We start from the raw sequence: 13,456 nt of genomic DNA, 5'->3' as shown, positions 1-13,456 counted from the left end.
TGATGAACTCCAGTCGCCCCTATCTGGTTCGAGCACTGTACGAGTGGATCGTCGACAACGATTGCACCCCCCATATGCTGGTCAATGCCGAGTATCCGGCTGTCCAGGTGCCCCAGGGATTCGCCAGTGACGGCCAGATCGTCCTGAATATTTCCCCCAATGCCGTGCGCGGCCTGCACATGGACAACGATGCGGTGAGCTTCGAAGGTCGTTTCAGTGGCGTGTCCCATTCGCTGTTCGTGCCGGTGGGCGCGATCCTGGGCATTTATGCCCGGGAGAATGGTCAAGGCATGGTCTTCGAGTTGGAGCCGCCGTTGATGGACAACGACGAGCTGGACGACGAAGGCGTCGAGCCGGACGACGATGGGCCGCCAGAAGGTGGTGGTCAACCGCCGCGCCCGAGTGGCCGGCCCAGCCTCAAGGTGGTCAAGTAAACGAAAAAAGGCGATCCGGATGGATCGCCTTTTTTATTGGTGCGGGGCCTGTGATTACAGGTCCTTGATGCTGCGTACCTGGTCCTTGTTGACGCGGGTGCGCTTGCCGTCCAGTTGCTCGAACTCGTAGAAGCCCGAATCGGCGTCGTATTCCGGAGCATCGGTGGTCTGGAATTCACGGCCGTCGTTGAGGGTGATCTGGCTTGGGGTGGAGCAGCCGGCCAGGGCGGCGAAGGCGCCGATTGCGAGGACGGACAGCAGGGACTTCTTCATGGGTACTTCCTGGTTTGGGTTGAACGCTGGTGTTGCTATGACCTCATCGCCGGCAAGCTGGCTCCCACAGGCAAGGCCGCGCACGGCGGGTGGGAGCCGGCTTGCCGGCGATGCAATTGGGTGTCAATCGATGTACTCGAACAGCTTGACGATCTTCTGCACGCCCGACACGCCTTGCACCACGCTGGTGGCGGCGTTGGCTTCCTGTTGGGTCACCAGGCCCAGCAGGTAGACAATACCGTTCTCGGTGATCACCTTGATGCGCGTGCTTGGCACGTTGGCATCACCGAGCATTTGCGCCTTGATCTTGGTGGTCAGCCAGGCGTCGTTGTTGCGCGCCAGGATCGAGGAGGGCTGCATGACCTGCAGTTCGTTATGCACCTTCTTGACCCGTTGCACCTGGCTTGCGGTCTGCTCGGCGAGGCTCTTGAGGTCGGCGCGCGGGGTCTGACCGGCCAGCAGGACGATGCCGTTGTAGCTGCTGACGACGATGTGCGAGCCTTTGTCGAGGTCGGCGTTGGCCTTGGCGATGTTCACCGAGACCTTGGTTTCGATCAGCGAGTCGTCGATCTTGCTGCCGATGGTGCGGGTGCCGCGATCATCCTCGATGGGTGAATTGCGGGCCGAGGTCAATACCGAGCTGCAGCCGGAGAGGCTCAGGCACAGGGTCAGGGCCATCAGGCCAAGGCGCTTGGGGATCATTCTTCACTCCCGAACAGTTGGCTGTCGATCAGGTCGCACAGGCAATGGATCGCCAGCAGGTGGACTTCCTGGATTCGCGCGGTGACGTTCGACGGCACGCGGATCTCCACATCTTCAGGCAGCAACAGCGAGGCCATGCCGCCGCCGTCACGCCCGGTCAGTGCCACGACGATCATTTCACGGTCGTGCGCGGCCTGAATCGCTTGTATCACGTTGGCGGAATTGCCACTGGTAGAGATCGCCAGCAGCACGTCGCCCGGTTGGCCCAGGGCGCGGATCTGCTTGGAGAAGACTTCGTTGTAGCTGTAGTCGTTGGCGATCGAGGTCAGCGTCGAGCTGTCGGTCGTCAGGGCAATGGCCGGCAGGCTGGGGCGCTCGCGCTCGAAGCGGTTGAGCAGCTCCGAGGAGAAGTGCTGTGCGTCGCCGGCCGAGCCGCCGTTGCCACAGGCAAGCATCTTGCCCTCGTTGAGCAGCGCATTGACCATGACCAGGCTGGCCTGCTCGATGTGGGGTGCCAGGATGTCCATCGCCTGTTGCTTGGTGTCGATGCTGGCCTGGAACAGCCGGCGAATTCGGGATTGCATGTCCATCTGGTGTGACCTTAAGAGGGGCGGTGGCCGACGCGACGCGCGACAGGAACCAGCCCGCGAAACATAGAGCTAAAAAATCGGAATGGGTTCAGCATTCGAAGGCGTTTTTCAGCCATTGCAGCGGCTGGCCCGCATGGTGGCTGCCCTGCAGGGCGATAACGTCGAAGCGGCAGGGTTGGTTGGCCCAGCGCGGCTCTTTCTGCAGGAACAGGTTGGCAGCGAGTACCAGTCGCTTCTGCTTGCGTCCGTCGATGCTGCCGACGGCGCCGCCGAAGGCCGCATGCAACCGGTAGCGGACTTCGACGAATACTACTGTATCGGCGTCGAGCATGACCAGATCGAGCTCACCACCCTTGCATCGCCAATTGCGCGCCAGTAGTCGCAGGCCATGCCCTCGGAGGTATTCGAGGGCATGGTTTTCCGCGGCAAGGCCTGCGTTGGAAGGCGATGCGTCGGGCATCAGCGAGGGGTGTCCGGCAAGCGCTTGACCTGGCCACCCGCGAACTCGGCCCACGGCAGCTGGCGCTCGACGCGCTGGCTGGGGCTCATGGTCAAGCTGCCGGAAAGGCCTTCGATGCGGTTGTCCGGCAGGGCCTTCAGCTGGCCCAGGCGAGGGGCCAGGCTGTAGGCGTCCACGCCCATGGCGTAAAGGCGACCGAGGCTGCCAGCGGCCTGGGGCCATTGCTGGACCACCTGCTGGCGCAGGCTGTTGGTGCTGTCGAGCAGCCAAGGGGTCTCGCAGAAGCGGATGCCGTTCATGTCGTTGTACTGGTTCACGTCACCACTGGCGCTGTAGAGGTTGGAGGTGGCGTAGACCGGCACGTCGCCTGCGTACTGGAAGTTCAGGGTCGGCTTGATCTGCTGGGCCTGCTGCGGCGTGGAGGCGAGGAAGATGAAGTCGATGTCCTGGCGGCGTGACGGTTGCGCGGCGATATTGCCGCCAACGGTGCTCTGCAGGCTCTTGGCGCGGCCTTCGCTCTGGCGCAGTTGGAACAGCTCGGCGATCTGCTGGGCCAGGGCAACCGGCTGGGCGATGCGCTCGGCGGCCAGCAGGGTGCCGCCATGGCCTTCCCAGTCCTGGCGGAAGGCGGCGAGTACGCGATCGCCCCATTCACCGCTCGGTACCAGGGCCACGGCGCGGACCAGGCCGTCGGCGCGGGCGCGGCGCGAGACTTCGCGGGCTTCGTCCTCGGCGGCCAGGCCGAACTGGAACAGCTGAGGGGGGGCTTTCTGGCCGGCGTCGGCGTAGTTCAGCGCCAGGGTGGTGATCGGCAGTTGCGGGTTGGCTGCGAGCTTCTTCACCAGTGGTTTTTCCAAAGGACCGACCACCAGTTGTACGCCGGCCGCCTGGGCCTGGCGGTAGAAGTCATCCAGCGAGGTCAGGCGCGAGCTGTCGAACACCTGCACGGCCGGAGCCGGCTGGCCAGATTGCTGGGCCTGGAAGTGAGCGGCCATGAAGCCGTCGCGCAGGGCGCGGGCGACGCCGGCCAGCGGGCCTTCCTGAGGCAGCAGCAGGGCGACCTTGGTCAGCGGCTGGCTGGCCAGCTCCTTGAGCTTGACCAGGGCCAGGGGCAGTTGTTTGGCGGCGGGGTGCTCCGGGTGCTGGTTGCGCCAGGTGTCGATGGCGGCCTGTTGCTGCTCCAGGGTGCCGGCGCTCTTCACCGCCAGGGCCAGGCTGGTCCAGCCTGCCAGGGTCTCGTCGGCGGCGGGCTGCTGCAGTTGCTCGGCCGGCAGCGAGGCGACCAGTGCCCAGATCGAGTCGTTGTTGGCGGCGGCGGCCTGATCGCTGAGCAGCGGGGCGAGCAATACGCGCTGCTGGGCGGCGGCCAGTGCCTGGCCGTCGGCCTCGAGGGCGGCGGCATGGACGCTGTAGGTGCGAGCCTGCTGCTCTTGCGGCAGTTCGCCCAGGCGTTGCAGGCTCGGGTGGGAGAGGGCGGTCAGGGCGGCCTTGGGCTGGTTGCGGCTCATGGCGAGCTCCGCGGCCAGGGTGCTGGCGAATACCTGCTGGGCAGGCTTGAGCGAGTCCATCGGGACCTGCTCGAGAATGCGTGCGGCGCGTGGATAGTCCTTCTGCTTGTAGGCCAGGTCGGCGGCGCTCAGGCGCAGCAGGGCGGCATCTTCAGCGGACTTGCTGGTGGCGGCCTTGTCGAGCAGCTGCTCGATGCTGGCATCCGGGGTGCGTGGCAGTTCGCCCAGGCTGGATGAGGGCGAGCTGGCGCAGGCTGCCAGCAGGGCAGCCAAGCAGAGGGCTGTGAACAGCCGCAGGCAAGCGATCATGTAAAAGTCCTGTTACTCGATCAAGTTGGCCGGCAATTGTACCCAAGCGTCGGCCGGGGCGCGATGTCGCTGACGTTGATCCTTCAATATAGGTCGCCTTGCGCGGGTTGCCGGTGAAGTTCTTTGCGCGTTGTTGCCGGCGCTCGGGCTACAATGGCGCCTTTGATCCACATGACAGGTACGCGCAGTGACTGATGGTGCAGGGGCTTCGACATCCACGATGGGCACGCTTTACGTGGTCGCCACGCCGATCGGCAACCTCGACGACATGAGTGCCCGGGCCCTCAAGGTGCTGGCCAATGTGGCGCTGATCGCCGCCGAGGACACCCGTCATTCGGTGCGTCTGCTCCAGCACTTCGGCATCGATACACCACTGGCCGCCTGCCACGAACACAACGAGCGCGACGAGGGCGGGCGCTTCATCACCCGCCTGCTGGCTGGCGACGACGTCGCCCTGGTATCCGACGCGGGCACCCCGTTGATTTCCGACCCTGGCTACCATCTGGTGCGCCAGGCGCGCGCTGCCGGGGTACAGGTGGTTCCGGTGCCGGGCGCCTGCGCCCTGATCGCTGCGCTGTCGGCGGCAGGCCTGCCGTCGGACCGTTTCATCTTCGAAGGCTTCCTGCCCGCCAAGACGGCAGGTCGTCGCGCGCGCCTGGAGCAAGTCAAGGAGGAGCCTCGTACCTTGATCTTCTACGAGGCGCCGCACCGCATTCTCGAATGCCTGGAAGACATGGAAGCGGTATTCGGCGCGCAGCGTCCGGCGGTGCTGGGCCGAGAGCTGACCAAGGCGTTCGAGACGCTCAAGGGGCTGCCGTTGGGTGAATTGCGTGCTTTCGTCGCAGGCGATAGCAACCAGCAGCGCGGCGAGTGCGTGGTTCTCGTGGGTGGCTGGAGTGCCCCCGAAGACGAGCAGGCGATCAGCAGCGAAGCGCAGCGCGTGCTGGACCTGCTGCTGGCGGAGCTGCCACTCAAGCGTGCGGCTGCGCTGGCGGCGGAAATCACCGGTGTGCGCAAGAACCTGCTCTATCAAGTGGCACTGGAAAAACAGAAAACTCACTAGTGGCAAAGTGACATACTTTGTGATGTCACTTGTTCTTGGGCGCTTGTGCCGTTAACCTTGTCGGCGGAGAGTCGATTGGACAGTCGCTGCCTTCTTTTGTTCCGCAAAAGAGGGGGGAGGAAAGTCCGGGCTCCATAGGGCAGAGTGCCAGGTAACGCCTGGGGGGCGCGAGCCTACGGAAAGTGCCACAGAAAACAACCGCCTAAGCACTTCGGTGCCGGTAAGGGTGAAAAGGTGCGGTAAGAGCGCACCGCGCGACTGGTAACAGTTCGTGGCTAGGTAAACCCCACTCGGAGCAAGACCAAATAGGGTTCCATACGGCGTGGCCCGCGTCGGAACCGGGTAGGTTGCTAAAGGCGTCCAGTGATGGCCGTCGTAGAGGAATGACTGTCCTCGACAGAACCCGGCTTACAGATCGACTCTCCACCTCCTTCCTTCTCCTGCTTGAATCGACAGCAGATACGTCCCGGTAATACCAAAAAAATCTTACTCTTAATAAATTACTTTAAGTTCTCACTCTATCCACTTGAGTGAACTTGATTTTTCCCGCCAGTTTTTCCTTCCGGTAATGCTTCCTCCTTCCTTTGTTGCGCTAAATCTCCGTCCTGTAAGGAATTTCCTTCTGAACGTGCCTTGACGGTGTGCCGGACGGATTCCTATAGTGTGCGCAAGTGGCAGAAAGTGGGATGAAGTGGGTTTTCTGACACAAAAAAGCTAACATTGTGGGGAATCGCAGCCGTGTTCCGCGGAGCTAACGCCGTCAGCCTCGATGCAAAGGGCCGACTCGCCATGCCGAGTCGGTACCGTGACGAGCTCGATTCGCGTTGCAATGGTCAGTTGATCGTGACCATCGACGCGGTGGACCCCTGCTTGTGTGTTTATCCCCTCGATGAGTGGGAACAGATAGAAGCCAAGTTGCGTGCCTTGCCGTCGTTGCGTGAGGAAAACCGCCGCCTGCAGCGTTTGCTGATCGGCAATGCGGTGGACCTGGAGCTCGATGGCAGTGGCCGTTTCCTGGTACCGCCCCGCCTGCGCGATTACGCCAAGCTCGACAAGAAGGCGATGCTGGTGGGGCAGCTGAACAAATTCCAGCTGTGGGATGAGGATGCCTGGAACGCGGTTTCGGCAGCTGACCTTGCAGCTATTCAACAACCGGGCGCCATGCCCGACGATTTGCGTGACCTGATCCTGTGACGATAGATAGCGGCTTCAACCACATCACCGTGCTGCTCGACGAGGCTGTCGAGGCATTGGCCCTGCGTGCCGACGGTTGCTATCTGGACGGCACCTTCGGCCGTGGCGGGCATAGCCGCCTGATTCTCAGCAAGCTCGGGCCGCAAGGGCGGCTGCTGGGCTTCGACAAAGATCCACAAGCGATTGCCACGGGGCAAGCGCTGGCGGCCGAAGACGGCCGCTTTGTCATTGTGCAGCGCAGCTTTGCCGAGCTGGGCGATGAAGTCGCCCAGCGTGGCCTGCACGGCAAGGTCAGTGGCGTGCTCCTCGACCTGGGCGTGTCGTCGCCGCAGCTGGACGACCCGGAGCGCGGTTTCAGCTTCCTGAACGACGGCCCGCTGGACATGCGCATGAACCCCGGCCAGGGCATCAGCGCCGCCGAGTTCATCGCCACTGCGCCCGAAGAAGAAATCGCCCGCGTCTTCAAAGAATACGGCGAAGAGCGTTTCGCCAAGCGCATGGCGCGCGCCGTGGTGCAGCGCCGTGAGCAGCAGCCGTTCACCCGCACGGCTGACCTCGCTGAAGTCCTCAAGGTCGCCAACCCGGCCTGGGAAAAGGGCAAGAACCCGGCGACCCGGGCCTTCCAGGGCCTGCGCATTCACGTCAATAACGAACTGGGCGACCTGGAGGCGGGCCTGGAGGCTGCCATCGAGGCGCTGGAGGTCGGTGGCCGCCTGGCGGTGATCAGCTTCCACTCACTCGAAGACCGCATCGTCAAGCTGTTCATGCGCAAACTGGCCAAGGGCGAGGCGGACAACCTGCCGCGCAACCTGCCAGTACAGCACAAGGTGTTCGAGCCGAAGATCCGCCTGGTCGGCAAGGCGCAGTTCGCCTCCGAAGCTGAACTCAAGGCCAACCCGCGGGCGCGCAGCGCCGTCATGCGGGTGGCGGAGAAACTGCGGTGAGTCGGCTGTTCGCCAAGCCCTTGCCAGGCGGAAGCTTCCTGATGCTTCTGCTGTTCGTCGGCGTGCTGGTTTCGGCCATCGCCGTGTCCTACAGCGCCCACTGGAACCGCCAACTGCTCAACACCCTGTACGGTGAACTGAACGAGCGTGACAAGGCCCAGGCCGAATGGGGCCGCTTGATCCTCGAGCAAAGCACCTGGACGGCCCACAGCCGTATCGAGAACCTGGCCACCGAGCAATTGAAGATGCGCGTGCCGGCCGCCGACGAAGTGCGGATGGTGGCGCCATGATGAAGCTTGAAGGCGCACTCTACCCCTGGCGCTTCCGGGTGGTGATCGCATTGCTGGCGTTGATGGTCGGCGCGATCGCCTGGCGCATCATCGACCTGCAGGTGGTCGACCGCGACTTCCTCAAAGGCCAGGGCGATGCTCGTAGCCTGCGCCATATTCCCATTCCCGCGCACCGTGGCCTGATCACCGACCGCAACGGCGAACCGCTGGCCGTCAGTACGCCGGTCACCACCTTGTGGGCCAACCCCAAGGAAATGCAGGCCTACCGCGAGCGCTGGCCACAACTGGCCGCAGCGCTCGGGCAGAACCCGCAGCAGCTGGCTGACCGCCTGACCCAGCAGGCCAACAAGGAGTTCATCTACCTGGTGCGGGGCCTGACCCCGGAGCAGGGGCAGCAGGTGCTCGACCTCAAGGTGCCGGGTGTCTACGGCATGGAGGAGTTCCGGCGCTTCTACCCGGCCGGCGATGTCACCGCGCACATGGTCGGCTTCACCGACCTGGACGACCACGGCCGCGAAGGGGTGGAGCTGGCCTATGACGAATGGCTCGCCGGGGTGCCGGGCAAACGACAAGTGATCAAGGACCGGCGCGGCCGGCTGATCAAGGACATTCAGGTGACCAAGAACGCCAAGGCCGGGAAGACCTTGGCGTTGTCGATCGACCTGCGTCTGCAGTACCTGGCCACCCGCGAACTGCGCAACGCTATTGCCGAGCAGGAGGCCAAGGCCGGCAGCCTGGTGATCATGGACGTCAAGACCGGCGAGGTCCTGGCCATGGTCAACCAGCCGACCTACAACCCGAACAACCGCCGTAGCATGTTCCCGGCGGCCATGCGCAACCGGGCGATCATCGACGTGTTCGAGCCAGGCTCCACGGTCAAGCCGATCTCCATGAGCGCAGCCCTGCAGAGCGGCCGCTGGAAGCCCACCGACAAGGTCGAGGTCTACCCCGGCAGCCTGCAGATCGGACGCTACACCATCAAGGACGTGTCCCGCAGCGAGGGCCCGATCCTCGACCTGACCGGCATCCTGATCAACTCCAGTAACGTGGGCATGAGCAAGATCGCCTTCGATATCGGCGGCGAGGCGATCTACCGGGTGATGTCCCAGGTGGGCCTTGGCCAGTACACCGGCCTCGGCTTCCCCGGCGAGCGTGTCGGCAACCTGCCCAACCACCGCGAATGGCGCAAGGCCGAGACCGCCACGCTGTCGTACGGCTATGGCGTATCGGTGACCGCCCTGCAGCTGGTGCATGCCTACGCGGCGATCGCCAACGACGGCAAGATGGTGCCGCTGTCGATCCTCAAGGTCGACAAGGCGCCCGACGCCGTGCAGGCGATTCCGAAGGATACCGCCGAGACCGTGCAGGCCATGTTGCAGCAGGTGGTCGAAGCGCCGCGGGGTGTGTTCCGTGCCCAGGTGCCGTTCTACCACGTGGGTGGCAAGTCCGGTACCGCGCGCAAGGCTACCGTCGGTGCCAAGGGCTACACCCAGAACGCCTACCGTTCGCTGTTCGCAGGCTTCGGCCCGATGAGCGACCCGCGCTACGCCATCGTCGTGGTCATCGACGAGCCGAGCAAGGGCGGCTATTTCGGTGGCCTGGTATCGGCCCCGGTATTCAGCAAGGTGATGTCGGGCACCCTGCGCCTGATGAACGTACCGCCGGACAACCTGCCGCCACCACCGGTCCCTTCGGCGACCCAGCCCCAGGTCCAGCAGGCCAGCGCAGTACCCGCCAATGGAGGGCGTGGTTGATGACAATGCCATTGAGCAAGCTTTTCGCCCATGCCAGCCGCGATCCGTTGATTCGCGAGCTGACCCTCGACAGCCGCCAGGTCCGGCCGGGCGACCTGTTCCTGGCCGTGCCCGGTGCCAAGGTCGACGGTCGTGCGCACATTGCCGATGCCCTGGCCCGCGGCGCTGCCGCCGTGGCCTATGAAGAGCAGGGCGCCAGCGTCCTGCCGATGACCGAGGCGCCCTTGATCCCGGTGCGCGGCCTGATCGGTCAGTTGTCGGAGATCGCCGGGCGCTTCTATGGTGAGCCCAGCCGCCAGCTCGACCTGGTCGGTGTCACCGGCACCAACGGCAAGACCAGCGTCACTCAATTGGTGGCCCAGGCCCTCGATGCACTGGGCCAGCGTTGCGGATTGATCGGCACGCTGGGTACCGGTTTCTACGGCGAGCTGCGCAGCGGTCGCCTGACCACCCCGGACCCGATCGCCGTGCAGGCGACCCTGAACGACCTCAAGAAAGGCGGCGCCAAGGCCGTGGCCATGGAGGTTTCCTCCCATGCGCTGGAGCAGGGCCGGGTCGCTGCCCTGGCCTTCGACATCGCGGTGATGACCAACCTGTCTCGCGATCACCTGGACTACCACGGCAGCATGGAGGCCTACGAGGCCGCCAAGGCCAAGCTGTTCGCCTGGCCGAACCTGCGTTGCCAGGTGGTCAACCTGGACGATGCGTTCGGGCGTCGCTTGGCCGAAGATTTTGCCCGGCGTCCGAGCCCCGAGCATGTCGAGACCCGGCTGCTCAGTTACAGCCTGGACAACCCGGACGCCTCGCTGTTCTGCCGTGAAGCCCGCTTCGATGACGATGGCGTGCGCGCCATCCTCGTCACTGCCCAGGGTGAACATACCCTGCGCAGCCAGCTGCTGGGTCGCTTCAACTTGAGCAACATGCTCGCCGCGGTCGCCACGCTGTTGGCGCTGGACTACCCGCTGGACGAAATCCTCAAGGTCACCCCGCAACTGCAAGGCCCGGTCGGCCGTATGCAGCGCCTGGGTGGTGGCGACAAACCGCTGGTGGTGGTCGACTACGCCCACACCCCGGATGCCCTGGAGAAAGTGCTGCAAGCCCTGCGTCCCCATGCCCATGGCCGCCTGCTGTGCCTGTTCGGCTGTGGTGGCGATCGCGATCGCGGCAAGCGCCCGCTGATGGCCGAAGTGGCCGAGCGCCTGGCCGATCGCGTCCTGGTCACCGACGACAACCCGCGCACCGAAGATCCCCAGCGGATCTTCGCTGACATTCGCCCTGGCTTTGCCAAGCCCGCCGACGTCGAGTTCGTCGCCGGCCGTGGCGAGGCCATCGCCCATCTGATCGCCTCTGCGGCTGCCGACGATGTGATCGTGCTGGCCGGCAAGGGGCATGAGGATTACCAGGAGATCAATGGTCAGCGCCACGATTTCTCCGACCTCGTCGAAGCCGACAAGGCACTTGCCGCCTGGGAGGCGCCCCATGCTTAAGCCCATGACACTCAGCCAGCTGACCGCGCCGCTGCAGGCACGCGTGGTGGGTGCCGATGCCAGCTTCAGCGGCGTGAGCATCGACAGCCGCACCGTAGCGGCTGGCCAGCTGTTCATTGCCCTGGCCGGGCCGCGTTTCGATGGCCACGACTACCTGGCCGACGTGAAGGCCAAGGGCGCCGTCGCCGCTCTGGTCGAGCGCGAAGTCGCCGATGTCGACCTGCCGCAGCTGCTGGTCGCCGACTGCCGCGTTGCCCTGGGCCAGCTCGGCGCCCTGAACCGCGCCGCCTTCGACAAGCCGGTAGTGGCCATCACCGGCTCCAGCGGCAAGACCACGGTCAAGGAGATGCTGGCCTGCATCCTGCGCACCCGTGGCCCGGTGCTGGCGACCCGTGGCAACCTGAACAACGACCTCGGTGCACCGCTGACCTTGCTGGAGATCGCGCCTGAACACAGCGCCGCAGTGATCGAGCTCGGTGCCTCGCGCATCGGCGAGATCCGCTACACCGTCGGCCTGACCCAGCCCCAGGTGGTCATCATCAACAATGCCGGCACCGCCCATGTGGGCGAGTTCGGCGGCCCCGAAAAAATCGTCGAGGCCAAGGGCGAGATCCTCGAAGGCCTGGGCGAGGGCGGTACCGCCATCCTCAACCTGGCCGACAAGGCCTTCGACGTCTGGCGCAAGCGTGCGGGCGAGCACCGCGTCCTCAGCTTCGCCCTGGACAACCCGCAGGCCGACTTCCACGCCAGCGACATTGGCCGCGACGCCCGGGGTTGCCCGTCGTTCACCCTGCATGGCCCGGACGGTAGCGTCCCGGTGCAGTTGAACCTGCTGGGCACCCATAACGTCAGCAACGCCTTGGCCGCCGCCGCCGCTGCCCATGCCGTCGGTCTGAGCCTGAACGGCATCGCCGCAGGCCTTGGCGCCGTGCAACCGGTCAAGGGCCGTACCGTGGCGCAGATCGCGCCCAACGGTGTGCGGGTCATCGACGACAGCTACAACGCAAATCCCACCTCGATGTGCGCCGCCATTGATATACTCGCCGGCTTTTCCGGCCGCACCGTCCTGGTGCTCGGAGATATCGGCGAACTGGGGCAATGGGCGCAGGAAGGCCACCGTCAGGTGGGCGACTATGCGCGCGGCAAGGTCGACGCCCTGTACGCAGTGGGTACCAACATGGCCCATGCGGTCGCGGCGTACGGCGCCAATGGCCGTCATTTCGCTACTCAAGCTGAGCTTATCGATGCCGTTCGCGCCGAGACTGCCAGCGACACCACTATCTTGATCAAGGGCTCGCGCAGCGCTGCGATGGAAAACGTCGTGGCGGCATTGTGCGGTGCCAGCGGGGAGAAACATTAATGCTGCTGCTGTTGGCCGAGTATCTGCAACAGTTCCACAAGGGCTTCGCGGTCTTCCAGTACCTGTCCCTGCGCGGGATCCTGGGCGTGCTGACCGCATTGTCCCTGGCGCTGTGGCTGGGGCCGTGGATGATCCGTACCCTGCAGATTCGCCAGATCGGTCAGGCCGTGCGCAATGACGGCCCGCAATCGCACCTGTCCAAGTCCGGCACCCCGACCATGGGTGGCGCGTTGATCCTCTCGGCCATCGGCATCAGTACCCTGCTGTGGGCTGACCTGAGCAACCGCTACGTCTGGGTCGTGCTGGTCGTGACCATGCTGTTCGGTGCCATCGGCTGGGTCGATGACTACCGCAAGGTGATCGAGAAGAACTCCCGCGGGCTGCCAAGCCGCTGGAAGTACTTCTGGCAGTCGGTATTCGGCCTGGGTGCCGCGGTGTTCCTCTACATGACCGCGCCGACCAGCGTCGAGACCACCCTGATCGTGCCGATGCTCAAGGACGTCACTATTCCGCTGGGCATCGGCTTCGTCGTGCTGACCTATTTCGTCATCGTCGGTTCGAGCAACGCGGTCAACCTGACCGACGGCCTCGATGGGCTGGCGATCATGCCGACGGTGATGGTCGGCGGTGCCCTGGGCATCTTCTGCTACCTGTCGGGCAACGTGAAGTTCGCCGAATACCTGCTGATCCCCTACGTGCCGGGCGCCGGTGAGCTGATCGTGTTCTGCGGCGCGCTGATTGGCGCCGGGCTGGGCTTCCTGTGGTTCAACACCTACCCGGCCCAGGTGTTCATGGGCGATGTCGGCGCGCTGGCGCTGGGCGCGGCCCTGGGCACCATCGCGGTCATCGTCCGCCAGGAGATCGTGCTGTTCATCATGGGTGGCGTGTTCGTCATGGAGACCCTGTCGGTGGTGATCCAGGTGGCCTCCTTCAAGCTGACCGGCAAGCGCGTGTTCCGCATGGCGCCGATTCACCACCATTTTGAACTCAAGGGTTGGCCCGAGCCGCGGGTGATCGTCCGATTCTGGATCATCACCGTGATTCTGGTGTTGATCGGCCTTGCCACCCTGAAACTGAGGTAGATGAGC

At 64.5% G+C, this 13,456-nt stretch carries 14 protein-coding genes and 1 other RNA gene; 10 read left to right on the top strand and 5 right to left on the bottom strand.

What is annotated here, in order from left to right; all coding sequences use genetic code 11:
* The first annotated feature begins 2 nt into the window (after positions 1 to 2).
* Positions 3 to 434 (top strand): ClpXP protease specificity-enhancing factor, encoded by a 432-nt coding sequence (locus tag IRZ56_RS07445; RefSeq protein ID WP_196144359.1) that lies wholly within the window; start codon positions 3 to 5, stop codon positions 432 to 434.
* 54 nt (positions 435 to 488) lie between these two features.
* Here IRZ56_RS07445 and IRZ56_RS07440 read toward each other — a convergent pair whose 3' ends face one another.
* The 5 genes from IRZ56_RS07440 to IRZ56_RS07420 all read right to left on the bottom strand — a co-directional run bounded on the left by IRZ56_RS07440 (position 489) and on the right by IRZ56_RS07420 (position 4,276).
* Positions 489 to 707, bottom strand: a complete 219-nt coding sequence (locus IRZ56_RS07440; protein WP_084857259.1) for a YgdI/YgdR family lipoprotein — start codon at positions 705 to 707, stop codon at positions 489 to 491.
* 123 nt (positions 708 to 830) lie between these two features.
* The gene (locus IRZ56_RS07435; RefSeq protein WP_196144358.1) at positions 831 to 1,409 is read right to left on the bottom strand and encodes a BON domain-containing protein; all 579 of its coding nucleotides are present in this window, start codon (positions 1,407 to 1,409) and stop codon (positions 831 to 833) included.
* Positions 1,406 to 1,999 (bottom strand): phosphoheptose isomerase, encoded by a 594-nt coding sequence (locus IRZ56_RS07430; protein WP_043207486.1) that lies wholly within the window; start codon positions 1,997 to 1,999, stop codon positions 1,406 to 1,408. Before IRZ56_RS07430 ends, IRZ56_RS07435 begins: the two co-directional genes overlap by 4 nt.
* Positions 2,000 to 2,087: 88 nt before the next feature.
* Entirely contained in the window at positions 2,088 to 2,459 is a 372-nt protein-coding gene (locus IRZ56_RS07425; RefSeq protein ID WP_196144357.1) for a YraN family protein, read from the bottom strand.
* On the bottom strand, positions 2,459 to 4,276 hold the full coding sequence (locus IRZ56_RS07420; RefSeq protein ID WP_196144356.1) for a penicillin-binding protein activator: 1,818 nt from the start codon (positions 4,274 to 4,276) through the stop codon (positions 2,459 to 2,461). The genes IRZ56_RS07425 and IRZ56_RS07420 overlap by 1 nt, the downstream gene beginning before the upstream one ends.
* A gap of 220 nt (positions 4,277 to 4,496) precedes the next feature.
* On the opposite strand from IRZ56_RS07420, the gene rsmI reads away from it, so the two are divergent.
* From rsmI to mraY, 9 genes are all read left to right on the top strand, one after another.
* Complete coding sequence (rsmI, locus tag IRZ56_RS07415) at positions 4,497 to 5,339, top strand: 16S rRNA (cytidine(1402)-2'-O)-methyltransferase (RefSeq protein ID WP_196144355.1); 843 nt, start codon at positions 4,497 to 4,499, stop codon at positions 5,337 to 5,339.
* A 67-nt stretch (positions 5,340 to 5,406) separates the two neighbouring features.
* An RNA gene (gene rnpB / locus IRZ56_RS07410) (RNase P RNA component class A) lies at positions 5,407 to 5,766 on the top strand.
* Between the two features lie 311 nt (positions 5,767 to 6,077).
* Positions 6,078 to 6,533 (top strand): division/cell wall cluster transcriptional repressor MraZ, encoded by a 456-nt coding sequence (mraZ, locus tag IRZ56_RS07405; protein ID WP_196144354.1) that lies wholly within the window; start codon positions 6,078 to 6,080, stop codon positions 6,531 to 6,533.
* Complete coding sequence (gene rsmH / locus IRZ56_RS07400; protein WP_419183254.1) at positions 6,530 to 7,477, top strand: 16S rRNA (cytosine(1402)-N(4))-methyltransferase RsmH; 948 nt, start codon at positions 6,530 to 6,532, stop codon at positions 7,475 to 7,477. Before mraZ ends, rsmH begins: the two co-directional genes overlap by 4 nt.
* Complete coding sequence (gene ftsL, locus IRZ56_RS07395; RefSeq protein ID WP_196144353.1) at positions 7,474 to 7,767, top strand: cell division protein FtsL; 294 nt, start codon at positions 7,474 to 7,476, stop codon at positions 7,765 to 7,767. The genes rsmH and ftsL overlap by 4 nt, the downstream gene beginning before the upstream one ends.
* On the top strand, positions 7,767 to 9,521 hold the full coding sequence (locus tag IRZ56_RS07390; RefSeq protein WP_196144473.1) for a peptidoglycan D,D-transpeptidase FtsI family protein: 1,755 nt from the start codon (positions 7,767 to 7,769) through the stop codon (positions 9,519 to 9,521). The genes ftsL and IRZ56_RS07390 overlap by 1 nt, the downstream gene beginning before the upstream one ends.
* Positions 9,521 to 11,008 carry a UDP-N-acetylmuramoyl-L-alanyl-D-glutamate--2,6-diaminopimelate ligase gene (locus IRZ56_RS07385; RefSeq protein WP_196144352.1) on the top strand — a complete coding sequence of 496 codons (1,488 nt, stop codon included), beginning with the start codon at positions 9,521 to 9,523 and terminating at the stop codon, positions 11,006 to 11,008. The genes IRZ56_RS07390 and IRZ56_RS07385 overlap by 1 nt, the downstream gene beginning before the upstream one ends.
* On the top strand, positions 11,001 to 12,368 hold the full coding sequence (locus IRZ56_RS07380; protein ID WP_196144351.1) for a UDP-N-acetylmuramoyl-tripeptide--D-alanyl-D-alanine ligase: 1,368 nt from the start codon (positions 11,001 to 11,003) through the stop codon (positions 12,366 to 12,368). Before IRZ56_RS07385 ends, IRZ56_RS07380 begins: the two co-directional genes overlap by 8 nt.
* On the top strand, positions 12,368 to 13,450 hold the full coding sequence (gene mraY, locus IRZ56_RS07375) for a phospho-N-acetylmuramoyl-pentapeptide-transferase (protein ID WP_196144350.1): 1,083 nt from the start codon (positions 12,368 to 12,370) through the stop codon (positions 13,448 to 13,450). Before IRZ56_RS07380 ends, mraY begins: the two co-directional genes overlap by 1 nt.
* The last annotated feature ends 6 nt before the right edge of the window (positions 13,451 to 13,456 follow it).

The sequence above is a fragment of the Pseudomonas guariconensis genome (assembly GCF_015680235.1).
Classification (GTDB): Bacteria; Pseudomonadota; Gammaproteobacteria; order Pseudomonadales; family Pseudomonadaceae; genus Aquipseudomonas; species Aquipseudomonas guariconensis_A.
The sequence above is the reverse complement of the archived record's forward strand: the minus strand, read 5'-3'. Positions and strand labels throughout refer to the sequence as shown.

What these genes read in the sequence shown, in the direction of transcription:
- IRZ56_RS07445 (WP_196144359.1), top strand. Translation starts at nt 3, where the DNA reads ATGAACTCCAGTCGCCCCTATCTGGTTCGAGCACTGTACGAGTGGATC.
- IRZ56_RS07390 (WP_196144473.1), top strand. Translation starts at nt 7,767, where the DNA reads ATGAAGCTTGAAGGCGCACTCTACCCCTGGCGCTTCCGGGTGGTGATC.
- rsmI (WP_196144355.1), top strand. Translation starts at nt 4,497, where the DNA reads ATGGGCACGCTTTACGTGGTCGCCACGCCGATCGGCAACCTCGACGAC.
- IRZ56_RS07385 (WP_196144352.1), top strand. Translation starts at nt 9,521, where the DNA reads ATGACAATGCCATTGAGCAAGCTTTTCGCCCATGCCAGCCGCGATCCG.
- IRZ56_RS07440 (WP_084857259.1), bottom strand. Translation starts at nt 707, where the DNA reads ATGAAGAAGTCCCTGCTGTCCGTCCTCGCAATCGGCGCCTTCGCCGCC.
- IRZ56_RS07435 (WP_196144358.1), bottom strand. Translation starts at nt 1,409, where the DNA reads ATGATCCCCAAGCGCCTTGGCCTGATGGCCCTGACCCTGTGCCTGAGC.
- mraY (WP_196144350.1), top strand. Translation starts at nt 12,368, where the DNA reads ATGCTGCTGCTGTTGGCCGAGTATCTGCAACAGTTCCACAAGGGCTTC.
- IRZ56_RS07430 (WP_043207486.1), bottom strand. Translation starts at nt 1,999, where the DNA reads ATGGACATGCAATCCCGAATTCGCCGGCTGTTCCAGGCCAGCATCGAC.
- IRZ56_RS07420 (WP_196144356.1), bottom strand. Translation starts at nt 4,276, where the DNA reads ATGATCGCTTGCCTGCGGCTGTTCACAGCCCTCTGCTTGGCTGCCCTG.
- IRZ56_RS07380 (WP_196144351.1), top strand. Translation starts at nt 11,001, where the DNA reads ATGCTTAAGCCCATGACACTCAGCCAGCTGACCGCGCCGCTGCAGGCA.
- IRZ56_RS07425 (WP_196144357.1), bottom strand. Translation starts at nt 2,459, where the DNA reads ATGCCCGACGCATCGCCTTCCAACGCAGGCCTTGCCGCGGAAAACCAT.